The 26,443-nt window shown below is 70.1% G+C and carries 22 protein-coding genes and 2 pseudogenes; 14 read left to right on the top strand and 10 right to left on the bottom strand.

The window, feature by feature from the left end:
* The first annotated feature begins 8 nt into the window (after positions 1-8).
* Positions 9-1,289, top strand: coding sequence for an MFS transporter (locus ACFWBW_RS05325; protein ID WP_385368576.1), 1,281 nt, complete (start codon positions 9-11; stop codon positions 1,287-1,289).
* A gap of 51 nt (positions 1,290-1,340) precedes the next feature.
* Here ACFWBW_RS05325 and ACFWBW_RS05320 read toward each other — a convergent pair whose 3' ends face one another.
* Positions 1,341-2,783, bottom strand: a complete 1,443-nt coding sequence (locus ACFWBW_RS05320; RefSeq protein ID WP_385368574.1) for a CCA tRNA nucleotidyltransferase — start codon at positions 2,781-2,783, stop codon at positions 1,341-1,343.
* 187 nt (positions 2,784-2,970) lie between these two features.
* Here ACFWBW_RS05320 and ACFWBW_RS05315 point away from each other — a divergent pair, with 187 nt between their 5' ends.
* The 7 genes from ACFWBW_RS05315 to trxA all read left to right on the top strand — a co-directional run bounded on the left by ACFWBW_RS05315 (position 2,971) and on the right by trxA (position 12,462).
* Positions 2,971-5,241 (top strand): DUF6049 family protein, encoded by a 2,271-nt coding sequence (locus ACFWBW_RS05315; protein WP_385368572.1) that lies wholly within the window; start codon positions 2,971-2,973, stop codon positions 5,239-5,241.
* A 46-nt stretch (positions 5,242-5,287) separates the two neighbouring features.
* Entirely contained in the window at positions 5,288-7,465 is a 2,178-nt protein-coding gene (gene murJ / locus ACFWBW_RS05310; protein ID WP_385368570.1) for a murein biosynthesis integral membrane protein MurJ, read from the top strand.
* Positions 7,466-7,582: 117 nt separating this feature from the next.
* Positions 7,583-9,310: a protein kinase family protein gene (locus ACFWBW_RS05305; RefSeq protein WP_385368568.1), complete on the top strand. Its 1,728-nt coding sequence runs from the start codon at positions 7,583-7,585 to the stop codon at positions 9,308-9,310.
* A gap of 25 nt (positions 9,311-9,335) precedes the next feature.
* Positions 9,336-10,037, top strand: a complete 702-nt coding sequence (gene sigM, locus ACFWBW_RS05300) for an RNA polymerase sigma factor SigM (protein WP_385368567.1) — start codon at positions 9,336-9,338, stop codon at positions 10,035-10,037.
* Entirely contained in the window at positions 10,034-10,984 is a 951-nt protein-coding gene (locus ACFWBW_RS05295) for an anti-sigma factor family protein (protein WP_385368565.1), read from the top strand. Before sigM ends, ACFWBW_RS05295 begins: the two co-directional genes overlap by 4 nt.
* A gap of 125 nt (positions 10,985-11,109) precedes the next feature.
* Entirely contained in the window at positions 11,110-12,069 is a 960-nt protein-coding gene (gene trxB, locus ACFWBW_RS05290) for a thioredoxin-disulfide reductase (RefSeq protein WP_385368563.1), read from the top strand.
* Between the two features lie 54 nt (positions 12,070-12,123).
* Positions 12,124-12,462, top strand: coding sequence for a thioredoxin (gene trxA / locus ACFWBW_RS05285; protein WP_243331126.1), 339 nt, complete (start codon positions 12,124-12,126; stop codon positions 12,460-12,462).
* Between the two features lie 112 nt (positions 12,463-12,574).
* Here the strand turns inward: trxA and ACFWBW_RS05280 are convergent, their stop codons facing one another.
* The 9 genes from ACFWBW_RS05280 to rpmH all read right to left on the bottom strand — a co-directional run bounded on the left by ACFWBW_RS05280 (position 12,575) and on the right by rpmH (position 19,056).
* Complete coding sequence (locus ACFWBW_RS05280) at positions 12,575-13,192, bottom strand: GNAT family N-acetyltransferase (RefSeq protein WP_385368561.1); 618 nt, start codon at positions 13,190-13,192, stop codon at positions 12,575-12,577.
* Between the two features lie 103 nt (positions 13,193-13,295).
* Positions 13,296-14,390 (bottom strand): ParB/RepB/Spo0J family partition protein, encoded by a 1,095-nt coding sequence (locus ACFWBW_RS05275; protein WP_385368559.1) that lies wholly within the window; start codon positions 14,388-14,390, stop codon positions 13,296-13,298.
* Positions 14,387-15,478, bottom strand: coding sequence for a ParA family protein (locus ACFWBW_RS05270; RefSeq protein WP_385368557.1), 1,092 nt, complete (start codon positions 15,476-15,478; stop codon positions 14,387-14,389). The genes ACFWBW_RS05275 and ACFWBW_RS05270 overlap by 4 nt, the downstream gene beginning before the upstream one ends.
* A gap of 264 nt (positions 15,479-15,742) precedes the next feature.
* A complete protein-coding gene (gene rsmG / locus ACFWBW_RS05265; RefSeq protein WP_385368555.1) occupies positions 15,743-16,453 on the bottom strand; it encodes a 16S rRNA (guanine(527)-N(7))-methyltransferase RsmG in 711 nt (236 codons plus the stop codon).
* A gap of 152 nt (positions 16,454-16,605) precedes the next feature.
* Complete coding sequence (locus ACFWBW_RS05260) at positions 16,606-17,115, bottom strand: protein jag (RefSeq protein WP_385368553.1); 510 nt, start codon at positions 17,113-17,115, stop codon at positions 16,606-16,608.
* Positions 17,116-17,130: 15 nt separating this feature from the next.
* Positions 17,131-18,240: a membrane protein insertase YidC gene (yidC, locus tag ACFWBW_RS05255; RefSeq protein ID WP_385368551.1), complete on the bottom strand. Its 1,110-nt coding sequence runs from the start codon at positions 18,238-18,240 to the stop codon at positions 17,131-17,133.
* Between the two features lie 3 nt (positions 18,241-18,243).
* Positions 18,244-18,525: a membrane protein insertion efficiency factor YidD gene (yidD, locus tag ACFWBW_RS05250; protein ID WP_076043740.1), complete on the bottom strand. Its 282-nt coding sequence runs from the start codon at positions 18,523-18,525 to the stop codon at positions 18,244-18,246.
* Entirely contained in the window at positions 18,522-18,896 is a 375-nt protein-coding gene (gene rnpA / locus ACFWBW_RS05245; protein WP_266879294.1) for a ribonuclease P protein component, read from the bottom strand. The genes yidD and rnpA overlap by 4 nt, the downstream gene beginning before the upstream one ends.
* A gap of 22 nt (positions 18,897-18,918) precedes the next feature.
* Positions 18,919-19,056 (bottom strand): 50S ribosomal protein L34, encoded by a 138-nt coding sequence (gene rpmH, locus ACFWBW_RS05240; protein WP_100597229.1) that lies wholly within the window; start codon positions 19,054-19,056, stop codon positions 18,919-18,921.
* Between the two features lie 359 nt (positions 19,057-19,415).
* Between rpmH and dnaA (ACFWBW_RS05235) the strand changes: the two are divergent.
* From dnaA (ACFWBW_RS05235) to ACFWBW_RS05210, 6 genes and pseudogenes are all read left to right on the top strand, one after another.
* Positions 19,416-19,716 (top strand): annotated as a pseudogene (gene dnaA / locus ACFWBW_RS05235) (chromosomal replication initiator protein DnaA); the annotation flags it as partial.
* A gap of 107 nt (positions 19,717-19,823) precedes the next feature.
* Positions 19,824-21,227, top strand: a pseudogene (gene dnaA / locus ACFWBW_RS05230) (chromosomal replication initiator protein DnaA); the annotation flags it as partial.
* Positions 21,228-22,105: 878 nt separating this feature from the next.
* Complete coding sequence (gene dnaN / locus ACFWBW_RS05225; RefSeq protein ID WP_243331110.1) at positions 22,106-23,236, top strand: DNA polymerase III subunit beta; 1,131 nt, start codon at positions 22,106-22,108, stop codon at positions 23,234-23,236.
* Positions 23,237-23,540: 304 nt separating this feature from the next.
* Positions 23,541-24,416, top strand: coding sequence for a phosphogluconate dehydrogenase (NAD(+)-dependent, decarboxylating) (gene gnd, locus ACFWBW_RS05220; protein ID WP_385368548.1), 876 nt, complete (start codon positions 23,541-23,543; stop codon positions 24,414-24,416).
* Positions 24,417-24,511: 95 nt separating this feature from the next.
* A complete protein-coding gene (gene recF / locus ACFWBW_RS05215; RefSeq protein ID WP_385368547.1) occupies positions 24,512-25,648 on the top strand; it encodes a DNA replication/repair protein RecF in 1,137 nt (378 codons plus the stop codon).
* A complete protein-coding gene (locus ACFWBW_RS05210) occupies positions 25,645-26,187 on the top strand; it encodes a DUF721 domain-containing protein (protein WP_385368546.1) in 543 nt (180 codons plus the stop codon). Before recF ends, ACFWBW_RS05210 begins: the two co-directional genes overlap by 4 nt.
* Positions 26,188-26,443: the final 256 nt, after the last annotated feature.

The following is a 26,443-nucleotide window of genomic DNA, read 5'->3' as shown; positions in this document are numbered from 1 at the left end:
TTTCCCTCATGGCTGTCGTACGTGATCTGCGCGTACTCCTGCGTCTGCGGGACTTCCGCAACCTGCTGGCCGTACGGCTGCTCTCCCAGGCCGCCGACGGGGTCTACCAGGTCGCACTGGCCGCCTACGTCGTCTTCTCCCCGGAGAAGCAGGCCTCTCCCGCCGCCATCGCCTCGGCCATGGCGGTGCTCCTGCTGCCCTATTCGGTGATCGGCCCCTTCGCGGGAGTCCTGCTGGACCGCTGGCGCCGCCGCCAGGTGTTCCTCTACGGCAACCTGCTGCGGGCATTCCTCGCCTGCGTCACCGGCATGCTGATCGTCGCGCACGTCCCCGACTGGCTCTTCTACGCCTCGGCCCTGTCCGTGACCGCAGTCAACCGCTTCGTGCTAGCCGGGCTCGCGGCTTCCCTGCCGCGGGTCGTCGGGCCCGGCCAACTGGTCACCGCGAACGCCCTCTCACCCACCGCGGGAACGCTCGCCGCCGTCGCCGGCGGGGGGCTCGCCTTCCTCGTCCGCGTACTGGCCGACGACTCCGACGCCCTGGTCGTCCTCCTCGGAGCCGGCCTCTACCTGTGCGCGGCCCTGGTCTCCCTGCGGCTGGCCCTGGATCTGCTCGGACCCGACCACCCTCCCGGCCGGATCAACCCGACGGTCCGCCAGGGGGTCGCCCTCACCGTGCGGGGCCTGGCCGAGGGCCTGCGGCACCTGTCCTCCCGGCGCGAGGCCGCCCGGGCGCTCACCGCCATGACCGTCATGCGGTTCTGCTACGGGGCCCTGTTCGTCACCCTGCTGATGCTCTGCCGGTATGCCTGGTCGGACACGGAGGCAGACGGGCTGGCTCTGCTGGGGATCGCGGTCGGCGTTTCCGGGGCCGGGTTCTTCGCGGCCGCCGTCGTCACTCCCTGGCTGGTGGGCCGGCTGGGCGCCCTCGGCGCCATCACCCTCTGCGCCGCGAGCGCCGCGGTGCTGGTGCCGGCGCTCGGCCTGTTCTTCACGCCCGGACCGATGCTGGCGGCCGCCTTCGTGCTGGGCCTGGCCACTCAGGGGGCCAAGATCTCCACCGACACCGTCGTCCAGTCCCAGGTGGACGATGCCTTCCGCGGCCGCGTCTTCTCCGTCTACGACGTGCTCTTCAACGCCGCCTTCGTCGGCGCCGCAGGGGTGGCCGCTCTCGTGCTCCCCCTCGACGGGCACTCCGTCCCCTTGATCCTCGGGGTGGCGATGCTCTACGCCGCTACCGCGGCACTCCTCGTGCGCCAGGGCGATGTTTCACGTGAAACATCGCCCTGACCGCCGCTCCGCACCGATGCTTCACGTGAAACATCGGACCCACTCAGCTCCTCAGGCCTGTGCGGCCCACCACTCCTTGAGCGCGGCGACCGCCGCGTCGTGCTCCATGGGGCCGTTCTCCAGCCGCAGCTCCAGCAGGAACGCGTAGGCCTTGCCGATCGCCGGGCCGGGACCCACGTCGAGGACGCGCATGATCTCGTTGCCGTCGAGGTCGGGCCGGATCGCGTCCAGCTCCTCCCTCTCCTGCAGCTGGGCGATGCGCTCCTCCAGCCCGTCGTAGGTGCGGGAGAGCGCGTTCGCCTTGCGCTTGTTGCGCGTGGTGCAGTCGGAGCGGGTCAGCTTGTGCAGGCGATCCAGGAGCGGACCGGCGTCGCGGACGTAGCGCCGTACGGCAGAGTCGGTCCACTCCCCGTCCCCGTAGCCGTGGAAGCGCAGGTGCAGCTCCACCAGCCGGGACACGTCCTTGACCATGTCGTTGGAGTACTTGAGCGCGGTCATGCGCTTCTTGGTCATCTTCGCGCCCACCATCTCGTGGTGGTGGAAGGAGACCCGTCCGTCGCTCTCGAACCGGCGGGTCCGGGGCTTGCCGATGTCGTGGAGCAGCGCCGCGAGCCGCAGCACCAGGTCCGGGCCGTCCTCTTCCAGTGCGATCGCCTGCTCCAGCACGATCAGCGAGTGGTCGTAGACGTCCTTGTGCCGGTGGTGTTCGTCGCTCTCCAGACGCAGCGCCGGCAGCTCCGGCAGCACGTGCTCGGCCAGCCCCGTGTCCACGAGGAGGCCCAGGCCCTTGCGCGGGTGCGCGGACAGCAGGAGCTTGTTCAGCTCGCCCTGGACCCGCTCGGCCGAGACGATCTCAATGCGGCCGGACATCTCCGTCATCGCCGCCACCACGTCCGGGGCGACCTCGAAGTCGAGCTGGGCGGCGAACCGCGCTGCCCGCAGCATCCGCAGCGGGTCGTCGGAGAAGGAGTCCTCGGCCGTGCCCGGAGTGCGCAGCACGCCCGCCCGGAGGTCCTCCAGGCCACCGTGGGGGTCCACGAACACCTGCTCGGGGAGCGCGACGGCCATCGCGTTCACCGTGAAGTCGCGACGGACGAGGTCTTCCTCGATGGAATCGCCGTAGGAGACCTCGGGCTTGCGCGAGGTCCGGTCGTAGGCCTCCGAACGGTACGTGGTCACCTCGATCTGGAATCCACTCTTCTGCGCACCCACCGTGCCGAAGGCGATGCCGACGTCCCAGACCGAGTCGGCCCACGGCCTGACGATCTTGAGGACGTCCTCGGGACGGGCATCGGTGGTGAAGTCGAGATCGTTGCCGAGGCGCCCGAGCAGCGCGTCGCGGACGGACCCGCCGACCAGGGCGAGCCGGAAACCCGCCTCCTGGAAACGGCGGCCGAGCTCGTCGGCGACAGGGGCGATCCGCAGCAGTTCACTCACCGCGCGGGCCTGCCCGTGATTCAGGACACTGGGGTTGTCTTCGTTGGCGTTCGGCACAACAGAAAAGGGTACGTGCCCTGCCCGCCGGGAGCTCCCGTGTTTTGCGGCCACCCCGGCCCCCGGCCCCTCCGGGTCGGACCCGATCATGTGGAGCAAGGCGCGGCACTCGCGCACAGCGGGCCTCGTTACCATGCGTGGACGCACAAACGACGACCACTGACACTTCGAGGGACGGGCGAGCGCGTTGGCCGAGGCGGCAGACATCCAGGGGGCACCCCTCGCTCCTGCCCGGCGACGCTGGCTGCGGCGCGCGGTCGTCCTGCTCGCCGGGACGCCGGTACTCGCCGGCCTGGTCTACTCGCACGCCCCCGAAGCCCAGGCAGCCGACACATCGGCCGCCTCCGTCGACGTCCAGCTCGACACTCTGGCACCGAGCGCCCCGGTCAAGGGCGACACCCTCACCATCTCGGGCACCGTGATCAACAACGGCTCCGAGAAGATCACCGACGCGCACGTGGGTCTGCGGGTCGGGCCGGCGCTGGGGGACCGCAGCTCCATCGAGGAAGTCGCGGAGCGCGGCGCGTTCCGGGCGGGCACCGACCCGGCGGAGGTCGGCGCCGAGTTCGCCGTGAAGATCGATTCACTGCCCTCGAAGGTCAGCCAGCCGTTCACCCTCAAGGTTCCGGTGAACAAGCTGGACCTGGACGAGGACGGCGTCTACCAGCTCGGCGTCTCCCTGTCCGGGGAGACCGAGAGCCGCCAGTACGAGCAGGTCCTCGGCATCAAGCGGACCTTCCTGCCCTGGCAGCCGGAGGCCGCCGCCAAACGGTCCCAGCTCGCGTACGTGTGGCCGCTGATCTCCACGACGCACTTGACCTCGGAGACCGGCTCGGACGAGCTGCAGACCCCCGTCTTCCTCGACGACAGCCTCGCCGACGAGCTGAAGCCGGGCGGCCGTCTGGAACAGATGGTCACCCTCGGCAAGGACCTTCCCATCACCTGGGTCATCGACCCGGACCTGCTCTACACCGTCGACGCCATGACCAAGGGCTACCGGGTCCGCACCCCCGACGGCCGGACCGTCCAGGGCAAGAACAAGGCCGTCGCCGAGCAGTGGCTGAGCGCGCTGGAAAGCGCCGTCCAGGGCAAGAAGGTCGTCGCGCTGCCCTTCGCGGACCCGGACATCGCCTCGCTCGCCCATCGCGGCAAGGACGTCTCCGGCACCCTGGGGCAGCTGCGGCCCGCCACCGACAAGGCGCGGGACGCCGTCGAGACGGTTCTGCACGTTCCCGCAAGCACCGACTTCTCCTGGCCCGTGGACGGGGCGATCGACCCCTCGATCGTCAACGTCGCGACATCGGCCGGTGCCCACAACGTCCTGACCCGCAGCGACAGCCTCCAGGAGACCGGCGCCCTCGGCTACACCCCGTCCGCAGCCCGGCCCATCGGCGCGGGCACCACGGCGGTCGTCGCCGACGCCGACCTCTCCACCGCCTTCCAGGGCGACATGCTCCGCGCCGGGAACTCCACCCTCGCGGTGCAGCAGTTCCTCGCCCAGACCCTCGCCCTGAACCTGCAGGAGACCGACAACCAGCGCAGCTTCGTCGTGGCCCCGCAGCGGATGCCCAGCTCCAGCCAGGTGCAGACGATGGCCGCGGCCATACGGGGTCTGCAGGCGGGCCGCTGGAGCCAGGCCGCGGACCTGGAGGCGGCGGCCGCCGCAACCCCCGACCCCCGCGCCGCGACGCAGGTCCCGGGAGCCGGCCAGTACCCCGAAGCACTGAGCAAGCAGGAACTGCCGGTCTCCGCCTTCGAGAAGATCCGCACCACCGAGACCACCCTCGACCACTTCAAGGTGATCCTGACCGCGCCCGATCGCGTCAAGATCCCCTTCGGCAACACCACCAACCGGGAGATGTCCGCCTCCTGGCGCGGCCGCCCCGACGCGGCGTGGGACTACCGGGACCAGGTGCAGCGGTACCTGATCGGACTGACCGAGAAGGTCAAGATCATTCCCAAGTCCGATGCGACGCTCTCCGGACACAGCGCGACCATCCCCGTGAGCGTCCAGAACAGCCTCGTCCAGGACACCCACAACCTGGTCCTCCGGGTACGGTCCGCCAACCCGACCCGGCTGATGTTCGGCGACAGCGGGGAGTCCCAGCAGCAGGTCTCCGTCCAGGGCGGGCACAGCCAGACCGTGAAGTTCCCCGCCAACGCCACCGCGAGCGGCCCGGTCGAGGTGACGGCCCAGCTGTTCACCATCGACGGCGTGCCCTACGGGAAGGCCCGCACGTTCACCGTCGAAGCCACCGAGGTGACCCCGACCGTCATGCTCGTCATCGCGGGCGGTGTCCTCCTCCTCGTGCTGGCCGGCATCAAGATGTACGCCAGCCGCAAGCGTGTCGCGGCACGCGCCGCCGCCGAGGAGAGCACGCAGCAGAGTGACGAGTCCCCGGACACCGGACCGCAAAGCGCGGACCCGTCCGGCACGGGTGAGACAGTGGACCGTTGAGCGATGCCGTGGCCGGTCGGCCTGGGGACGATGAGGTGGGGTTTCGATGAACGCGCCGTACGAAGGTGACCGTGCGCAGGGCACTGGCGGGCCCGCGCCCTCCCAGGGCACTGCCCCCGGCGCCCCGGTGCCGGGACAGGTTCCCGCGCCCGCACCAGCGCCGGACCACGACCCCTATGTCCAGGACGCCTACGCCTACGATCCCTACCGGGCGCAGGATCTGTCCGCCCAGGACCCGGTGGCAGAGGTCCTGTACGACCGCGCCTCGCACCCACCGCCACCGCCCGGCACCTTCCAGGAGCCCGGTCCGCTCTACGCGGCCCCGCAGGCTCCCGCGTACGCCCCGGACCCCCGGGTATGGGCCCAGACCCCGCCGCCCGAGCCGGACGGCCCGTCACGGCACTTGCCCTACGGCGACCACGCCACGACCACGCAGTTCGTGGGCGTGGACTCCCTCGTGACCAAGGCCGCCGACCAGGACCCCCGTCCCGATGCCTTCGCGCACCTCTACCGGGACCAGGACGCGGCGCCCCGCACCCCCGCCGAGGACGCGCCCGTGGCCGCCCCGGCACCGAGCAAGCCCGCCGGGCGCGCTTCGAGTCTGCTCAAGTCCAGTGCCCTGATGGCCGCCGGCACGATCGTCTCCCGCATCACCGGTTTCATGCGGACCCTGGTGATCGCCGGAGCGATCGGCGTCGCCACCCTCAACGACAGCTACCAGGTCGCCAACACCCTGCCGACGATGATCTACGTCCTGGTCGGCGGCGGCGCCCTCAACGCCGTCTTCATCCCGCAGCTGGTGCGCGCGATGAAGAACGACGAGGACGGGGGAGAGGCGTACGCCAACCGGCTGCTGACCCTCGTCATGGTCCTGCTGGGCGCCGTCACCGTGGTCTGCGTGCTCGCGGCCCCGCTGTTCATCGGCATGATGTCGCAGACGATCGCCGACGACCCGCAGCGGCTGGACGTCGCCGTCGCCTTCGCCCACTACTGCCTGCCCACCATGTTCTTCATGGGTGTGCACGTGGTCCTCGGTCAGATCCTCAACGCCCGCGGCCGGTTCGGCGCGATGATGTGGACCCCGGTCCTCAACAACATCGTCGTCATCGCCACCTTCGGCGCTTTCATCTGGGCCTTCGGCGGCTTCACCACCACGGGCGTCACCGAGGCCGGCATCACTCCCGAGGGCGTCCGACTGCTGGGCCTGGGCACCCTGCTCGGCCTCGTCGTCCAGTCCCTGGCGATGCTTCCCTACCTGCGCGACGCCGGCTTCAAGCCGCGCCTGCGGTTCGACTGGAAGGGCCACGGCCTCGGCAAGGCCGCCGGCCTGGCCAAGTGGACGTTCTTCTTCGTCCTCGCCAACCAGCTCGGCCTCATCGTCGTCACCCAGTTCGCCACCTGGGCGGGCGAGCTGGCCGACAAGCAGGGCCACGGCGGTACCGGCATCACCGGCTACAACTACGCCCTGCTGCTCTGGCAGATGCCGCAGGCCATCATCACCGTCTCCGTCATGACCGCCGTCCTGCCGCGCATCTCCCGCTCCGCCCACGACGGCGACGCAGCCGCCGTCCGTGACGACATCTCCTACGGACTGCGCACCTCCGCCGTCGCGATCGTGCCCTGCGCCTTCGCGTTCCTCGCCCTGGGCGTCCCGATGGCCGGCCTGCTCTACGCCGGTTCCGGCGCGGAGAGCGCCCAGAACATCGGTTTCATCCTGATGGCCTTCGGCCTCGGACTCATCCCGTACTCCGTCCAGTACGTGGTCCTGCGCGGCTTCTACGCCTACGAGGACACCCGGACGCCCTTCTACAACACGGTCATCGTGGCCGCCGTCAACGCGGGCATGTCAGCCGTCGCCTTCTTCGTACTCCCCTCCCGCTGGGCCGTCGTCGGCATGGCCGCCGCCTACGGCCTCGGCTACGCCGTGGGCGTCGGTGTCGCATGGCGCCGCCTGCGCACCCGCCTGGGCGGCGACCTCGACGGGGCGCACGTGATGCGCACTTACACCCGGCTCATCGGCGCCTGCGTCCCTGCCGCGGCCGTTGCCGGCGCAGTCGCCTACGCTGTCCTGCACTTCATCGGCAACGGAGCACTCGGCTCCTTCACCGCCCTGGTGGCCGGTGGCATCGCTCTGGCGGCGGTGTTCCTCGTCGCGGCCAAGCGGATGCGCATCGAAGAACTCAACGCCATGGTCGGGATGGTCCGCGGACGCCTGGGACGCTGATGCGTACAACCATCCTGCTCCCTGGCGTGTCGTGCAGATCGGTGGACTGTGGGCACAATTGGCTTGGCTTCGCAGACTGGCCGACAGCGCGCAACGGATGGGGAGGCGGGGACGACGGTGGCGGAACGTAGCACGGCTGCCGTCGACGTGGCCGACAACGGCGGCGACGAGCCGCTGGCCGCGGAGACGGCCCAGGCCACGGCCGACGGGGTGGACACCGAGAACGGACAAGCCGCGGACGGAAGCATGCCCGAGAAGGACGGCAATCGCGGGAACCCGGCACCCGCTGCCGCGCCCGAGCTGCACAGCGGCCACAAGCTGGCCAGACGCTACCGGCTCGAAGAGTGCGTCACCCGTCTGGACGGATTCAGCAGCTGGCGTGCGATGGACGAGAAGCTGCGCCGGGCCGTGGGCGTCCACCTGCTGCCCGCCGACCACGCTCGGGCCCGGGCCGTCCTGGCCGCCGCCCGCTCCTCGGCCCTGCTCGGCGACCCCCGGTTCGTCCAGGTCCTCGACGCCGTGGAGGAGAACGACCTCGTCTACGTCGTCCACGAGTGGCTCCCCGACGCCACGGAGCTCACCGCGGTCCTCGCAGCGGGCCCCATGGAGCCCCACGAGGCCTACCAGCTCGTCAGCCAGGTCTCCCAGGCCATGGCCGCCGCGCACCGCGAGGGCCTGGCACACCTGCGGCTGACCCCCAGCGCGATACTGCGCACCTCCTCGGGTCAGTACCGCATCCGCGGCCTCGCCGTGAACGCCGCCCTGCGCGGCATCACCAGCGAGACCCCGCAGCGCTCGGACACCGAGGCCATCGGCGCCCTCCTGTACGCCTCGCTGACCCAGCGCTGGCCGTACGAGAACGACGCCTACGGTCTGACCGGCCTGCCCAAGGGCGTCGGCCTGATCGCCCCCGACCAGGTCCGCGCGGGCGTGCACCGGGGTCTGGGCGAGCTGGCCATGCGCGCCCTCGCCAACGACGGGGCCACCGCCTCGCGGCAGGAACCCGCCTGCACCACCCCGGAAGAGCTCTCCAAGGCCGTGGCCGCGATGCCCCGCATCCGGCCGCCGGAGCCCACCTTCACAGCCCCTCCGGAGTACCAGCACACCACGTACCAACAGGGCAGCTACGGCAGGCCCCAGGGCCCCGGCAGGCCCACCGCGCAGGTCCTCACCGTCGTACCTCCGCCGCCGCCCCTGCAGAGCCGTACCGGCCGCGTCCTCAAGTGGGGCGTCGCGGCCCTGCTGATCGCCGCCCTCGGACTGGGCAGCTGGCAGCTCGCCGACACCCTGCTCAACCGGAGCAACCAGGGCAGCACCAACGGCAGCCAGACCACGCACGAGAAGGCCGACGGCGCCCCTGAGAAGAAGGAGCCCACGCTCCTCTCCATCAAGGGCGCCCACGAGTACTACCCGGACGGCGTGGCCCAGGACGCCGCCAACGTGGGAAACACCTTCGACGGCGACGCCACCACCTACTGGCGCACCAAGAGCTTCCGCGACGGCCCCGAGATGGATCCGGGCTACAAGGCCGGCGTCGGCATCGTCTACGATCTCGGCTCCGAGCAAGCGGTCAACGGCGCTTCGATAGCGTTGAAGTACGCCGGAAACCACACGACCGTCACGCTCTACGCGGCCAACTCCACGTCCTCGTCGGCCCCGGTCGGCTCCATGAAGAAGATCGCGACCGGCAGCACGTCGGACAGCACGCTCAAGGCGACCACCGACACACCGGTCACCACGCGCTACGTCGTCGTCTGGATCACGGCGATGCCGCAGGCGGGCACCGACACGTACAGCGGAGCGGGGTTCAAGCAAGCCATCACGGATGTGAAGTTCACGGGCTGACGGACGGCAGGGGAGGGGGCCAGCGTTGGACGAAGCCACACCCGGCGGCCGCAGCGACCAGGAACTCCTGTCGCTGCACGCCGCCGGAGACCCGGACGCCTTCGGTGAGCTCGTACGCCGGCACCGCGACCGGCTGTGGGCCGTGGCCCTGCGCACCCTCGGCGACCGCGAGGAAGCCGCGGACGCCGTGCAGGACGCCCTCGTCTCCGCCTACCGGGCCGCGCACACCTTCCGCGGCGAGTCCGCCGTCACGACCTGGCTCCACCGCATCACCGTGAACGCCTGCCTGGACCGGGCCCGCAAGGCCGCCTCGCGCAGGACGTCCCCCCTCGACGACACGGACCGCCTGGAGCGCCTTCTGGAGCCCCACGAGTCCGCCGAGGCGCCCGCGGAGCGGCAGGACCTCCACCGGCAGCTGCTGGCGGCTCTGAGCACCCTCCCGGCCGATCAGCGGGCCGCTCTGGTCCTCGTCGACATGCAGGGCTACCCCGTCGCCGAAGCCGCCCACATCCTCGACGTCCCCGTCGGCACCGTGAAGAGCCGCTGCGCACGCGGCAGGGCGAAACTCGTCCCGCTCCTCACTCATCTGCGCACGCATACCGGGGATAACACCGACACCGAGCGGGGAAGGAACCGGACACCGGGGACAACCGTCCCACCGGCGACAGACCGCGGGGATCCGGCCCCGGATCCCAACGCAGTGAAGGGCGGAGGTGGACGAGCGTGAACTCCACAACCGGCGCGACCGGCACGATCGGGCACCCCGACGTCTCGGAGATCTCCGAGCTGGCGGAAGGCCTCCTCTCCCCGTCCCGCACCGCGGAGGTCCGCAGCCATCTCGGCGACTGCCCCCTGTGCGCCGACGTCCGCGCCTCCCTGGAGGAGATCCGGGCCCTGCTCGGCACCCTGCCCGGTCCGGCCCGGATGCCCGTCGACATCTCCGGCCGGATCGACGCGGCCCTCGCCGCCGAAGCCCTCCTCGACGCCACCGCCCGGCACGAGGAGCCCGGAACCGGGCACCCGGACCGGGCCGCCCCGGAGGTCCCCGATCCCGATGTTTCACGTGAAACATCCACCGGACCGCTCGGTGATCCCGGCCCCCTGCGGCCCTCCGGTCACCCGGCCGGCCCAACCGGCCCCGGCCGGCGCCGCGCACGCCGCCGGATCGCTCTCGCGGGCGGCCTCCTCGCGGCGTGCGCCGCCGGCGTCATGGTGTTCGGCCTGACGTCCGGCGACCGTGTCATGTCCGGCGACGCGCGGAGCGACGCATCCTCCGCCCAGTCCAGGTCCGGCACTCCCGAGTACACCGCCCAGGGGCTCCCCGGCACGGTGCGCGAACTTCTCGCCCCCGGTGGCCCGGGGGACAAGACCGCGGGGGAGGGGAACAACACCTTCGGAGTGGAGAACAGCCCTCCGGCCGCACCCAGCCTCGCCCCGGCCGATGGCCGGGCGCTCGAGGCACCCGCCTGTGTCCAGGAAGCCACCGGCCGCACCGAGACCCCTCTGGGCTTCGAGCCCGGCACCTACGAGGGCAAGGACGTCTTCCTCATCGTCCTGCCCCACCCCGGCGACCCCGCCGTCGTGGACGCCTATCTCGTCGGCTCCGCCTGCGTCACGGACCCCTCGGCCTCCCCTGGAAAGCCCCTGCTCACCCGCACCTACCCGAAGAGCTGAGCAGCCGGACGCCAAGGGGGGAAAACTCGGGAATGCAGGCGCCGTAGGATCCGTTGGGTGGGGTGAGAGTCCACACCGGCCCCCCGGTAGGCAGCAGGCAGTCCGCAGAGACGAGGAATCAACCCGTGAGCGACGTACGAAACGTGATCATCATCGGCTCCGGGCCGGCCGGTTACACCGCCGCCCTGTACACCGCACGCGCTTCGCTCAAGCCCCTGGTCTTCGAAGGTGCCGTCACCGCCGGTGGCGCGCTGATGAACACCACCGAGGTCGAGAACTTCCCCGGCTTCCAGGACGGCATCATGGGGCCGGACCTCATGGACAACATGCGTGGCCAGGCCGAGCGCTTCGGCGCCGAGCTGATCCCGGACGACGTCATCGCCGTGGACCTCACCGGTGAGATCAAGACCGTCACCGACACCGCCGGCACCGTGCACCGTGCCAAGGCCGTGATCGTGACCACCGGTTCCCAGCACCGCAAGCTCGGTCTGCCCAACGAGGACGCCCTCTCCGGGCGCGGCGTCTCCTGGTGCGCGACCTGCGACGGCTTCTTCTTCAAGGAGCACGACATCGCCGTGATCGGCGGCGGTGACACCGCGATCGAGGAAGCCACCTTCCTCTCCCGGTTCGCCAAGTCCGTCACGATCGTCCACCGCCGCGACTCCCTGCGTGCCTCCAAGGCCATGCAGGACCGCGCCTTCGCCGACCCGAAGATCAAGTTCGCCTGGGACAGCGAGGTCGCGGAGATCCACGGCGAGCAGAAGCTCACCGGCCTCACCCTGCGCAACACCAAGACCGGCGAGACCTCCGAACTGCCCGTGACCGGCCTCTTCATCGCCGTCGGCCACGACCCGCGCACCGAGCTGTTCAAGGACCAGCTCGACCTCGACGCGGACGGCTACCTCAAGGTCGACGCCCCCTCCACCCGCACCAGCCTCACCGGTGTGTTCGGCGCGGGCGACGTGGTCGACCACACCTACCGTCAGGCCATCACCGCAGCGGGCACGGGTTGCTCCGCGGCCCTCGACGCCGAGCGTTTCCTCGCCGCCCTCGCGGACGCCGAGAAGGCGCACGCGGCGGTCTGACACCCTCAAGCAGCACCCACACCCCACTCCCCGCAGGAAAAGAAGGAGGCCGCTGTGGCCGGCACCCTCAAGACCGTCACCGACGCAAGCTTCGATGACGACGTCCTCAAGAGCGACAAGCCCGTCCTGGTGGACTTCTGGGCCGCCTGGTGCGGTCCGTGCCGCCAGATCGCTCCGTCCCTCGAGGCCATCGCCTCCGAGTACGGCGACGAGATCGAGATCGTCAAGCTCAACATCGACGAGAACCCGGAGACGGCGGCCAAGTACGGCGTCATGTCCATCCCGACGCTGAACGTCTACCAGGGCGGCGAGGTCGTCAAGACCATCGTCGGCGCCAAGCCGAAGGCCGCCATCCTGCGCGACCTCGACGCCTTCGTCACGATCAAGGCCTGACGCACCCGCGTCCCAGGCCGGACGCGATCGCGTGACACGGGGCCGCCCCCTGCCAGGGGCGGCCCCGTTTCGCATGTCAGGACGGGCGGGGACCAGGCCGGCTGCTCCCGTCTCACAGCGGGCGCAGCACCGGTTCCTTCCGGGCCGCACCCAGCAGCCGGTCCAGGGCCAGCTCCACGTCTTCCTTCCACGACAGCGTGGAGCGCAGCTCCAGCCGTAGCCGGGGGCGCGTCGGATGCGGACGTACCGTCTTGAAGCCCACCGCCAGCAGGTGGTCCGCCGGCAGCAGACAGGCCGGGCCGTCCCAACGGGCATCGCCGAACGCCTCGATCGCCCTGAAGCCCCTGCCCAGCAAGTCCTTCGCGACCGTCTGGACCATCACCCGCCCCAGCCCCTGGCCCTGGTACCCCGGCATGATCCACGAGGTGATGAGCTGCACCGCGTCCGGGGACACCGGGCTGGTCGGGAACGCCGTCGCACGCGGCACGTACGCCGGAGGCGCGTACAGAACGAATCCCACGGGAACCTCGTCCACGTAGACCACCCGGCCGCACGAGCCCCACTCCAGGAGGACGGCGGAGATCCACGCCTCCTTCTCCTCGGCAGCGTTCCCCGCCTTCACGGCGGCCTCGCCACTGACGGGGTCCAGCTCCCAGAAGACGCAGGACCGACAACGCCGGGGCAGGTCTTGGAGGTTGTCCAGCGTGAGCGGTACCAGCCGACGACCCATGACCGCATCGTATCCACAGCTCGAATCACCCGAAACCGCGACAAGGCAAAGGGGGCGGGCCGCGCCGGCTCACACCGGAACGACCCGCCCCCAAGGCTGTGGGTTACTCCCCGCCGGCGCCCTGGTCCAGCACCCGGCCCTCGCCCGGCGCCAGAGTGCCCAGAATCCGCTCCAGGTCCTCCATCGACGCGAACTCGACGGTGATCTTGCCCTTCTTCTGGCCGAGATCCACCTTCACCCGCGTCTCGAACCGGTCCGACAACCGCGTCGCCAGCTCATTGAGCGCCGGAGCGACCCGGGCGCCCGCCCGCGGACCCTTCGGCTTCACCGCACTCGGCGACTCCGACCCCATCAGCGCCACGATCTCCTCGACCGCACGCACCGAGAGTCCCTCGGCCACGATCCGGTGCGCCAGCCGGTCCTGCTCCTCGGAGTTGTCCACCGACAGCAGGGCCCGCGCGTGCCCCGCGGACAGCACACCCGCCGCCACCCGCCGCTGTACGGGCGGGGAAAGCTTCAGCAGGCGCAGCGTGTTCGAGACCTGCGGACGGGAACGCCCGATCCGGTCCGCCAGCTGGTCGTGCGTGCAGTTGAAGTCCTGGAGCAGCTGGTCGTACGCGGCCGCCTCCTCCAAGGGGTTCAGCTGCGCCCGGTGCAGGTTCTCCAGGAGCGCGTCCAGCAGCAGCTTCTCGTCGTCAGTAGCGCGGATGATCGCCGGAATCCGGTCCAGGCCGGCCTCCCGGCACGCCCGCCAGCGCCGCTCACCCATGATCAGCTCATAACGGCCCGGGCCGGACTGGCGCACCACCACCGGCTGGAGCAGGCCCACCTCCTGAATGGAGGTCACCAGCTCGGCCAGCGCGTCCTCATCGAACACCTCGCGCGGCTGCCGCGGATTCGGTGTGATCGAGTCCATCGGGAGCTCTGCGAACGTGGCCCCCGCCACCTCACCGGCCGCCGGAGCGGCAACCGGCTCCGGCTCGCTCACGGCCGCGGCCACCGTCGATGTTTCACGTGAAACATCGGCCTGCGCCAGCGAAGCCAGCTTCGCCGCCGCGACACCCCGCTCCGAAGGCAGCACCGGCACCGCCGACGGAGACATCGACCCGGTACCGATCACCGGCGGCACCTTCTCCTGGGGAGCCGCGGGAATCAGCGCGCCGAGCCCCCGCCCCAGACCCCTACGTCGCTCACTCACTGGATCCCCTCCGCCATGCTGTGCGTGTTGTTCATGCCCGCACCCTGATGGGGGTGCTGGGGGTCGTACTGGAATCCGGCCCCGCGCAGCGCGATCTCCCGCGCCGCCTCCAGGTAGGAGAGGGAACCGCTGGAACCCGGGTCGTACGTCAGCACCGTCTGCCCGTAACTCGGAGCCTCGGAGATGCGCACCGACCGCGGGATGCTCGTGCGCAGCACCTCCTTGCCGAAGTGAGTGCGCACCTCCTCCGCCACCTGCGAGGCCAGCCTGGTCCTGCCGTCGTACATCGTCAGCAGGATCGTGGACACGTGCAGCGTCGGGTTCAGGTGCGCCCGCACCAGGTCCACGTTGCGCAGCAGCTGGCCGAGCCCTTCCAGCGCGTAGTACTCGCACTGGATCGGGATCAGCACTTCCGCGCCCGCGACCAGGGCGTTCACCGTGAGCAGGCCCAGCGAGGGCGGGCAGTCGATCAGGATGTAGTCGAGCGGCTGCTCGTACGCCTGGATGGCTCGCTGGAGACGGCTCTCCCGTGCCACGAGGGACACCAGCTCGATCTCCGCACCCGCCAGGTCGATCGTGGCCGGTGCGCAGAAGAGCCCCTCCACATCGGCCACCGGCTGGACGACCTCCATCAGCGGACGGCTGTCCACGAGCACGTCGTAGATGGACGGCACGTCCGCGTGGTGGTCGATGCCCAGCGCCGTCGAGGCGTTGCCCTGCGGGTCGAGGTCGACCACCAGGACCCGGGCACCGTGCAGGGCCAGGGATGCGGCCAGGTTCACGGTCGACGTGGTCTTGCCCACGCCGCCCTTCTGGTTGGCCACCACCATGATCCGGGTCTTCGGGGGCCTCGGCAGGCCCTCACCCGCACGTCCGAGGGCCTCGACCGCAATCTGGGCGGCACGGCCGATGGGCGTGTCTTCGTTGTCCACCAGGGGCGGGGCCGATGTTTCACGTGAAACATCGTCGCCCGGGAATTCAGAGCGGGGACCGGGGACCGGATCGGCCATCGGCCCCGCAAGGTTGGCGTCTGACCGCACGGTGTCACTCTCCTCGGCATCAGGCTCGCGATGAACAGAGCCTGCCATGTCACCGGGGTTGCGAACCAGCGGGGCCCGTACTCCTGTGGATGAATCCACCGATGTGGACAACTCCGTCCCCCCTTCACCCTTGCGGAGACGGGGGGACGTGGCCGCACGACCGCGGCTGATGATTCCGTGCAGCAGAGAGCGACGTTTCACGTGAAACACGATGCCCGGACGGAATCATCCGGCCGCTACGACACTCCGAAATCCATACCTATAGGGCTCAACACCCCTGCGATACGGCTGCGAACAGGGCCCGGCAGGGGCTCAGCGGCGCCGGCGCGTACGGCTCACCCGGGCGGCCTTGGCCCGCTTCGCCGCGAACCGCACCCCGCCGGGGCTTTCCCCGACCTCGACCCGCACCACGGTGGAGAGCGGGTCCACGATCCCCTCGCCGACGTGCAGCACCGAGGTCTTCACCACACCGAGCTTGGTCAGCGCGGCCTTCGCCGCCACCAGCTCCTCCTCGGCGGTGTCGCCCTTCAGCGCCAGCATCTCGCCGTACGGACGCAGCAGGGGCACACCCCATCCGGCGAGCCGGTCCAGCGGTGCCACCGCGCGCGCCGTCACCACGTGCACCGGCTGGAGCTTGCCGAGGACTTCCTCGGCCCGCCCGCGCACGACCGTCACATGGTCGAGCCCCAGGAGCTCCACGACTTCCTGGAGGAAGTTCGTGCGGCGCAGCAGCGGCTCCAGCAGCGTGATCTTCAGGTCCCTGCGCACCAGGGCCAGCGGAATGCCGGGGAGGCCGGCACCCGAACCGACGTCGCACACGGTGACGCCCTCGGGCACCACTTCCGAGAGCACGGCGCAGTTCAGCAGGTGCCTCTCCCAGAGCCGCGGCACCTCGCGCGGCCCGATCAGGCCCCGCTTGACACCCGCGTCCGCCAGCAGCTCCGCGTACCGCACAGCTTCCGGGAAATGCTCACCGAACACCACACGCGCCTCTTCAGGTGCCTGGGGCGCTTCTTCGGGCATCGGGGGAAGCTCAGCTGCCTCCGTCACGGGGACCGTCCTTCCGTACCGCATGGTTGTGGCCGTGCCGTGCCGCGGGCCACGTCGTCACTGCCAGGCTGACAAACTTCGGCCCCGCCTGCGAGACAGACGGGGCCGGACACTCAAGCTTCCGGTCAGGCCGGAAGCACGACGACGAAGCGCTGCGGCTCCTCGCCCTCGGACTCGCTCCGCAGACCGGCGGCCGCCACGGCGTCGTGGACGACCTTCCGCTCGAAGGGGGTCATCGGATCCAGCTTCAGGGGCTCACCGGACGACTTCACGTCCTCCGCCGCCTTGGCGCCGAGAGCCGTCAGCTCCTCGCGCTTCTTCGCCCGGAAGCCGCCGATGTCCAGCATCAGCCGGCTGCGGTCCCCGGTCTCGCGGTGCACGGCGAGACGGGTCAGCTCCTGCAGAGCCTCCAGCACCTCGCCGTCACGGCCCACGAGCTTCTGCAGGTCGCGCGCGGATTCGCTGACGATGGAGACAGAGGCGCGGTCCGCCTCGACGTCCATGTCGATGTCGCCGTCCAGGTCGGCGATGTCCAGCAGACCCTCAAGGTAGTCGGCCGCGATCTCACCCTCCTGCTCGAGGCGGGTCAGGGTGTCGCCACTCTCAGCGGCGGCGGTGGTGGTGCCTTCCGTCACGGGAGGGACTCCTTCTTACTTCTTGGGAGAGGGCTTGCTGGGGGGCGTCTGACGCTGAGACTTCGACTGCCGCTTGGGCTGCTGGCGCTTCTGGGCACCACCACTGCCGGCCGCGTCGGCATCGACGGTCGCCTCGACGCTCTTCGTCACGGAGCCGTCCGCCTGCGCGGCCAAGCCCTGCTTGGACAGACCGGAGATGAACTTGCGCTCGTTGTCGTTGCGGTCCGGGCCCTTGGCCACGATCGCCGCGACGATCTTCTTCTTGCCCCGGCCCTTGAGCTCACCATGCGCAGCCACCTGCTTCAGCAGGCGCGTCAGGTACTGGTCCTGGGCCATGCTGCCCGGGGTGGGGTTCCGGCTGATCACGAACATCTGCTGGCCCATGGTCCACAGGTTCGTGGTCAGCCAGTAGACGAGGACGCCGACGGGGAAGTTGATGCCCATGACCGCGAAGATCAGGGGGAAGACGTACATCAGCATCTTCTGCTGCTGCATGAACGGCGTCTTGACCGAGAGGTCGACGTTCTTCTGCATCAGCTGGCGCTGCGTGTAGAACTGCGACAGCGACATCATCACGATCATGACCGCCGTGACGATCCGCACGTCGGTGATGTCGGCGCCCAGAGCGGCGACCTTGTCCGCGCCGTCCGTGAACTTGGACGCGAGCGGGGCTCCGAAGATGTGCGCGTTACGAGCGCTCTCCAGCAGCGGGCCGTCGATCTTGCCGATCGGCGTGCCGTTGGCGATGGAGGCAAGCACGTGGTAGAGCGCGAAGAAGAACGGGGACTGCGCCAGGATGGGAAGGCACGAGGAGAGCGGGTTGGTACCCGTTTCCTTGTACAGCTTCATCATCTCTTCGGACTGGCGCTGCTTGTCGTTCTTGTAGCGCTCCTGGATCGCCTTCATCTTCGGCTGGATCGCCTGCATGCCGCGCGTCGCCTTGATCTGCTTCACGAAGAGCGGGATCAGGCAGATGCGGATCAAGATCACCAGGGAGACGATGGACAGGCCCCAGGCCCAGCCACTGTCGGCGCCGAACATGGCGCCGTACACCTTGTGGAACTGGACGATGATCCACGAGACAGGCGTGGTAATAAAGCTGAACAGACTGGCAATCGTGTCCACTAATCAGGCTCCTTGAGCATTGCGAGATCTACGCAACGCACTGCGCAGCTGCTCGTGCCAACGCGGGCGTTTCCGGGGTGGGACGTGGTCCACACCACCCGGGGACCACGGATTGCACCGCAGGATCCGCCAGGCGGTCAGAGCCGTCCCCTTCACCGCACCATGCCGGTCGATGGCCGTGTACCCGTAGTGCGAACACGAGGGGTAGTAGCGGCACACCGGCCCGAGCAGCGGACTGATCGTCCACTGGTACAGCTTGATCAATGCGAGCAGCGGGTACTTCATCGAGCCACGCCTCCCAAGAGCCGCAGCAGTGCGGCATCGAGGTCCCGGGCCAGCTCGTCGAGACCGGCATCACCCGCTCCGGGCAGAGCCCGTACCACCATCAGGCTACCTTCGGGCAGCTGGGACAGCCGCTCGCGGACGAGATGGCGCAAACGGCGCTTGACCCGGTTGCGTACGACAGCGATGCCGACAGCCTTGCTGACGACGAAACCCGCACGCGCCGAGGGATCGATCTCCCCCGACTCGTGCGGGTCCGTTGCACCGCTTGTACGTAGGTGGACGACGAGGAGCGGGCGACCAGCCCGGCGACCTCGACGTACCGCGCTCGCGAAGTCCTCGCGCCGCCTCAGCCGATTTTCGGGAGACAGCACGACGTCACGATCCGCCCGTCAGTTACGCGGAGAGTTCGGCGCGGCCCTTGCCACGACGGTTCGCGAGGATGGCGCGGCCGGCACGGGTACGCATCCGGAGACGGAAGCCGTGGGTCTTGGCACGACGGCGGTTGTTCGGCTGGAAGGTGCGCTTGCTCACTCGGGGGCTCCAGAGAATAAATCGTTTAGGCGGGACATCGCCTGGCTGTCACCGTGCGCCCACGAGGAGAAAACTCGCGTGTTCGCCCGAGTGGCACCGCAAAACGATCACGATCAGTGATCTTCGCCCATCGGTAGGCAGGCGGCAGCAGCCATCGACAACTCGACCTCGTTACGGTACGCGCGGCTACGCCATCCGGTCAAACCGAGCCGGCGGTGCCCCACACTGTGCACAGGCTGTGGACAACGACTTGAACCGTACCCGCTGGCCTGACTACCGTTGCCTGACCCCGGATTTTTTGTCCCGACCGTCCCAAAGAACCACACATTCGTGGGACCCCCTCTGAGAGAGCGTGCTCTGTGGCTGACGTACCTGCCGATCTTGCCGCAGTGTGGCCAAGGGTGCTCGAAAAGCTCCTCGGGGAGGGACAGAACAGCATCGAGCCCAAGGACAAGCAGTGGGTCGAGCGCTGTCAGCCCCTGGCCCTGGTGGCGGACACCGCGCTGCTCGCCGTCCCCAACGAGTACGGCAAGCGCGTGCTCGAGGGGCGGCTCGCCCCGCTCATCAGCGACGCCCTCAGCCGTGAGTGCGGCCGCCCCATCCGGATCGCCATCACGGTCGACGACTCCGCCGGCGAGCCCTCGCCCCCGGCCCCGTCCCCGTCTTCCTCCCGCGACGGCGGCTACGAACCGTACGGCGGCCAGCGCCCCGGCGGGCACACCGGTCCTATGGGCCACACGGGCCCGGGTGGCCACACCGGCCCCGCCGACGACCAGCTCCCCAGCGCCCGCCCCGCCTACCCGGACTACCAGCAGCAGCGCTCCGAGCCCGGCGCCTGGCCCCGCGGCGGCCAGCAGGACGACTACGGCTGGCAGCAGCCCCGCCTCGGCGGTTTCCCCGAGCGCGACCCGTACGCCTCCCCGCAGCCGGGTTACATGCAGCAGTCCGAGCCCTCCTCCTACGACCAGGGCTCCTACGAACAGCAGAAGTACGAGCAGCAGAGTTACGAGGGTCAGCAGCAGCGCTCCTCCCGTCAGTACGAGCAGCAGCAGTACGAGCAGTCCGCCCCGCGCCCGGCGCCCAGCCGGCCCGCGCCCTCGGCGCCGTCCGGCGGTTCCACCTCGGGACCGCTGGAGCCGACCGCCCGGCTGAACCCCAAGTACCTCTTCGACACCTTCGTCATCGGCGCCTCCAACCGCTTCGCGCACGCCGCCGCGGTGGCCGTCGCCGAGGCGCCCGCGAAGGCGTACAACCCCCTCTTCATCTATGGAGAGTCCGGCCTCGGCAAGACGCACCTGCTGCACGCCATCGGGCACTACGCGCGGAGCCTCTACCCCGGCACCCGGGTGCGGTACGTGAGCTCCGAGGAGTTCACCAACGAGTTCATCAACTCGATCCGCGACGGCAAGGGCGACGCGTTCCGCAAGCGCTACCGCGAGATGGACATCCTGCTGGTCGACGACATCCAGTTCCTCGCGAGCAAGGAGTCGACGCAGGAGGAGTTCTTCCACACCTTCAATACGCTCCACAACGCCAACAAGCAGATCGTGCTCTCCTCCGACCGGCCGCCCAAGCAGCTCGCCACCCTGGAGGACCGGCTCCGCAACCGCTTCGAGTGGGGCCTGATCACCGACGTCCAGCCGCCCGAGCTGGAGACCCGCATCGCGATCCTGCGCAAGAAGGCCGTCCAGGAGCAGCTCAACGCCCCGCCGGAGGTACTGGAGTTCATCGCCTCCCGCATCTCGCGCAACATCCGCGAGCTGGAGGGGGCGCTGATCCGGGTCACGGCCTTCGCGAGCCTGAACCGGCAGCCGGTCGACCTGGGCCTGACCGAGGACGTCCTGAAGAACCTGATCCCCGGCGGCGAGGACAGCTCGCCCGAGATCACCGCCACCGACATCATGGCGGCCACCGCCGACTACTTCGGGCTGACCGTGGACGACCTGTGCGGCTCCTCGCGCAGCCGCGTGCTGGTCACCGCCCGGCAGATCTCCATGTACCTGTGCCGGGAGCTCACGGACCTCTCGCTGCCCAAGATCGGGGCGCAGTTCGGCGGCCGCGACCACACCACCGTCATGCACGCGGACCGCAAGATCCGCGCCCTGATGGCGGAACGCCGCTCCATCTACAACCAGGTGACCGAGCTCACCAACCGCATCAAGAACGGCTGACGCCGGCTCTGTGGACGTGCCGTACGGGCGCCGCCGAGCCCTTCAAAACGCTTTTAGAGGGCGCTCCCGGGTCACTTCGGGGGCGCCCTTCTTCGTGCGTGCGCCCCTGGGGTGTTCGAATACGCCCCCTTGGAGGCAAGTCATCCACAGATTGGGCGACTTTCTTCCGTCCACACCCTGGGGACGGGATCCACAACCCACAAGACTGTCCACAGGGCCCAGGCGTGAGGGACCATCAGGGCTGGTCAGACCCCTGTGGAATTGTGCGCAACGACTATCCACAGGCTGTGGACGAAATATTCGTCCACAGGTCTGTCCACCGCGTTGTCCACCGGCGGTCCACAGCTTCCGGGGTCCTGTGCACAGGATCAGACGACTTCCCCACACCGTTGTCCACTGTTCGGCAACGAGGAGGCCCCTGTCACCGCCCCGAGTGAAAGCGGTCACACCGAAGTCGACGTTTGGGTTGTGGAGTACTCGGGAAAACCTGGGGACGCACCTGTGGAGTAGTCGGGGTCATCTGGGGACGGCCTGTGCAGAACTTTTTGTTCTCCACAGAGACACGTGGTTGTCCACCGGTACCGCCCACAGGGTGTGTGCATAAAAAACCGGGGCTGACCAGCAGAAACACTGTTATCCACCGTTTCCACAGGCCCTACTACTACCCCCATAGAGAGTTAGCCCGGTTTCGGTTTTCAAGCAGGTCCTGTGCACAACTCGGTGGATCGCCCTCCCCGACACCTCGCTCCCGACTTGACCGCCGGCAGCGACGACTGTCGGCGCCGTACGTCAGACTGGTCCCCGGCATCGGTCGAGGCATCGACGAGCCGACGACGAAGGCCGGCAGACGAGCGAGCAACAGCAGGAGGCGGTTTCCGGTGAAGATCCGGGTGGAGCGCGACGTACTCGCGGAGGCGGTGGCCTGGGCTGCCCGTAGCCTCCCGGCCCGGCCGCCGGTGCCCGTTCTCGCGGGCCTGCTGCTGAAGGCCGAGGAGGGCAAGCTGTCCCTCTCCGGCTTCGACTACGAGGTCTCGGCCCGCGTCTCCGTCGAGGCGGACGTCGAGGAGGACGGCACCGTCCTGGTCTCCGGCCGGCTGCTCGCCGACATCTGCCGGGCCCTGCCCAACCGCCCGGTGGAGATTTCCACAGACGGTGTACGGGCGACCGTGGTCTGCGGCTCCTCGCGATTCACACTCCACACCCTGCCTGTGGAGGAGTACCCGGCACTGCCGACGATGCCCACCGCGACCGGCACCGTGCCCGGCGAGGTCTTCGCCTCCGCCGCCGCCCAGGTCGCCATCGCCGCGGGCCGCGACGACACGCTGCCCGTGCTGACCGGTGTCCGCATCGAGATCGAGGGCGACAAGGTCACCCTGGCCTCCACCGACCGCTACCGCTTCGCGGTCCGCGAGTTCCTGTGGAAGCCCGAGGACCCCGAGGCCTCGGCCGTGGCCCTGGTGCCCGCCAAGACCCTCCTGGACACCGCCAAGTCGCTCACCAGCGGCGACACGGTCACCATCGCGCTGTCGGGCTCCGGCCAGGGCGAGGGCCTCATCGGCTTCGAGGGCGCCGGCCGGCGCACCACCACCCGCCTCCTCGAGGGCGACCTGCCGAAGTACCGCACGCTCTTCCCGACGGAGTTCAACTCCGTCGCCGTGATCGAGACCGCCCCGTTCGTCGAGGCCGTCAAGCGCGTGGCCCTCGTCGCCGAGCGCAACACCCCGGTCCGCCTCAGCTTCGAGCAGGGCGTGCTGATCCTGGAGGCCGGTTCCTCCGACGACGCACAGGCTGTGGAGCGCGTCGACGCGAAGCTGGAGGGCGACGACATCTCGATCGCCTTCAACCCGACCTTCCTGCTGGACGGCCTGAGCGCGATCGACTCGCCGGCCGCGCAGCTGAGCTTCACCACGTCCACCAAGCCGGCGCTGCTCAGCGGCCGCCCGGCGGTCGACGCCGAGGCCGACGAGGCGTACAAGTACCTGATCATGCCGGTCCGCCTCTCCGGCTGAACCGGAAACGACGCGGCAGCCCCTCGGGCCCGGCCCCGCTTCCCGCGGACCGGGCCCGAGGGCGTTCCGCCTCCCGCCCGCGAAGCCCCGTAGCGGCCCTGCAGCCGGCTCGTGGGGGCCCGTAGCGGCCTCGCAGGAACCCCGTACGGAGCCTCGTGCGCGGCCCGCCGCGCGCCTCGGCGCCGACACCCCGAGTGCCCGTGGCGCCGGGCGGCACGGCCCGGCGTAGGCTCGGCACGGGGGGATGTCCCCGGGCAGGGGAGCACCCCGGCACAGACGGCCACAACGCTTAAGGAACCACCTGATGGAGCTTGGTCTCGTCGGTCTCGGCAAGATGGGCGGCAACATGCGCGAGCGCATCCGCCGCGCCGGCCACACCGTCATCGGATACGACCGCAACCCGGACCTCGCCGATGTCCACAGCCTGTCGGAACTTGTGGACAGCCTGCAGGCCCCCCGCGTGGTGTGGGTCATGGTCCCGGCCGGCGCTGCGACCCAGTCCACCGTGGACGAGCTCGCGGGCCTGCTCTCGCCCGGCGACATCGTCGTCGACGGCGGCAACTCGCGCTGGACCGACGACGAGAAGCACGGCGCCGAGCTGGCCGCCAAGGGCATCGGCTTCGTGGACTGCGGTGTCTCGGGCGGCGTCTGGGGCCTGGAGAACGGCTACGCGCTGATGTACGGCGGCGACAAGGAGCACGTCGCGGCCGTCCAGCCGATCTTCGACGCCCTCAAGCCCGAGGGTGAGTTCGGCGCCGTGCACGCCGGCAAGATCGGCGCCGGCCACTTCGCGAAGATGGTCCACAACGGCATCGAGTACGCCATGATGCAGGCCTACGCCGAGGGCTGGGAGCTCCTGGAGAAGGTCGACTCGGTCACGGACGTCCGCGAGGTGTTCCGGTCCTGGCAGGAGGGCACGGTCATCCGTTCCTGGCTGCTGGACCTGGCCGTGAACGCGCTGGACGAGGACGAGCACCTGCAGCAGCTGCGCGGCTTCGCGCAGGACTCCGGTGAGGGCCGCTGGACGGTCGAGGCCGCGATCGACAACGCCGTGCCGCTGCCCGCGATCACGGCCTCGCTCTTCGCACGCTTCGCGTCCCGCCAGGACGACTCCCCGCAGATGAAGATGATCGCCGCGCTGCGCAACCAGTTCGGCGGCCACGCGGTCGAGAAGAAGTAATCCACAACCGCTCCACAGGCAGCACGTCCACATGTGCACAGCCTGTGGAGCGGAGCACGGCAGAGCAGCAGGAAGCCGGGGGAGGTCGGCGCCACATGCACGTTTCGCATCTCTCGTTGGCCGACTTCCGCTCGTACGCCCGGGCCGAGGTTCCCCTCGACCCGGGCGTCACCGCTTTCGTCGGCCCCAACGGGCAGGGCAAGACCAATCTCGTCGAGGCGATCGGCTACCTCGCGACCCTCGGCAGCCACCGCGTCTCCGCGGACGCCCCGCTCGTGCGGATGGGCGCCGAGCGCGCCGTCATCCGGGCCGCCGTCACCCAGGGCGAGCGGCAGCAGCTCGTGGAGCTGGAGCTGAACCCGGGCCGCGCCAACCGGGCCCGGATCAACAGGTCCTCGCAGGTCAGGCCGCGGGACGTACTGGGCATCGTGCGCACGGTGCTGTTCGCCCCCGAGGACCTGGCCCTGGTCAAGGGCGACCCCGGGGAGCGGCGCCGCTTCCTCGACGAGCTCGTCACGGCCCGCTCGCCGCGCATGGCGGCCGTCCGCTCGGACTACGAGCGGGTGCTCAAGCAGCGCAACACCCTGCTGAAGTCGGCGGCGATGGCCCGCCGGCACGGCGGACGGTCCATGGACCTGTCCACCCTCGACGTGTGGGACCAGCACCTGGCGCGCACGGGCGCGGAGCTGCTGGCCCACCGGCTCGACCTGATCGCGACCCTGCTGCCGCTGGCCGACAAGGCCTACGAGCAGCTGGCGCCGGGCGGCGGACCGCTCGGCGCGGCCTACAAGTCCTCCGCGGGCGAGCAGGTGGACAGCGGCGAGGCCCGCACCCGCGAGGCGCTGTACGAGGTCCTCCTCGGCGCGCTGGCGGAGGTGCGCAAGGGGGAGATCGAGCGCGGGGTGACCCTGGTCGGCCCGCACCGCGACGACGTGGTGCTGCGCCTCGGGGAGCTCCCCGCCAAGGGGTACGCGAGCCACGGCGAGTCCTGGTCGTACGCGCTGGCCCTGCGGCTGGCCTCCTACGAGCTGCTGCGCTCGGAAGGCAGTGAGCCGGTGCTGATCCTCGACGACGTGTTCGCGGAGCTGGACGCGCGGCGCCGGGAGCGGCTGGCGGAGCTGGTGGCGCCCGGCGAGCAGGTGCTGGTGACGGCGGCGGTCGACGACGACGTGCCCGGGGTGCTGGTCGGGACCCGGTTCACGGTGTCCGGCGGGGAGGTGACCCGGCTGTGAGCGGCAAGGAGCAGGAACCGCCGCAGGAGCCGCAGCGCAAGGCGGCCGAGCCTTCGGGCGTGGACCTGGCGCGCCAGGCCCTGGCGGCGGCGCGCGAGCAGGCTCGGGCCCGGGGCAACGCGGCGCAGAACAAGAAGGGCCGGTACCAGCCGGGCCTGCGCTCGGGCGCCCGGGCGGACGGCCGGGACCCGATGCCGCTGATGGCGGCGCTGGACCGGCTGCGCACGGAGCGCGGCTGGGAGATGCCGATGGCGGTGGCGGGCGTGATGGAGCGCTGGCCGGAGATCGTCGGCCACGACATCGCCACGCACTGCGTGCCCGACCGGTACGAGGACCGCGAGCTGGTGGTCCGCTGCGACTCCTCGGCGTGGGCGGCGCAGCTGAAGCTGCTGGCCCCGCAGCTGGTGGCCCGGCTCAACGCGGACCTGGGGCAGGGCACCGTCCGGCTGATCAAGGTGCACGGCCCCGGTGGCGGGCCGAAGCGGTACGGCCCCTGGCGGGCCCCGGGGAGCACGGGCCCGGGAGACACCTACGGGTGAGCCCGTGGGCCTCGCGCCGCGAGGCCTGCCCCCGCGGGGCCCGACTCGGCGAGGCCCGACTGCGCGGGATCCGCTCCGCAGGACCCTGCCGCCCCGCCCGAGCGCGGGCGGTCGAACCGGCTCGCTCGACCGTGCGTGTCCCGGTCGTGCCCCGGCCCGCGCCCGGTTCCGGGCCCCGATGCGCGTACGCCCGTACGGCCGCCTTCCGCGCGCACCCGTACGGGTGAGTAGGGGTCCGGTGGACGACCGTACGTAC

This window comes from Streptomyces sp. NPDC059957, assembly GCF_042730015.1.
Classification (GTDB): Bacteria; Actinomycetota; Actinomycetes; order Streptomycetales; family Streptomycetaceae; genus Streptomyces.
This window is presented reverse-complemented; position numbering and strand designations above follow the sequence as displayed.

Bases quoted from the DNA above. Each gene is read 5' to 3' on its own strand.
- ACFWBW_RS05325 (WP_385368576.1), top strand. From the start codon at position 9: ATGGCTGTCGTACGTGATCTGCGCGTACTCCTGCGTCTGCGGGACTTC.
- murJ (WP_385368570.1), top strand. From the start codon at position 5,288: ATGAACGCGCCGTACGAAGGTGACCGTGCGCAGGGCACTGGCGGGCCC.
- ACFWBW_RS05280 (WP_385368561.1), bottom strand. From the start codon at position 13,192: ATGGGTCGTCGGCTGGTACCGCTCACGCTGGACAACCTCCAAGACCTG.
- ACFWBW_RS05270 (WP_385368557.1), bottom strand. From the start codon at position 15,478: ATGGCAGGCTCTGTTCATCGCGAGCCTGATGCCGAGGAGAGTGACACC.
- rsmG (WP_385368555.1), bottom strand. From the start codon at position 16,453: ATGCCCGAAGAAGCGCCCCAGGCACCTGAAGAGGCGCGTGTGGTGTTC.
- yidD (WP_076043740.1), bottom strand. From the start codon at position 18,525: ATGAAGTACCCGCTGCTCGCATTGATCAAGCTGTACCAGTGGACGATC.
- gnd (WP_385368548.1), top strand. From the start codon at position 23,541: ATGGAGCTTGGTCTCGTCGGTCTCGGCAAGATGGGCGGCAACATGCGC.
- recF (WP_385368547.1), top strand. From the start codon at position 24,512: ATGCACGTTTCGCATCTCTCGTTGGCCGACTTCCGCTCGTACGCCCGG.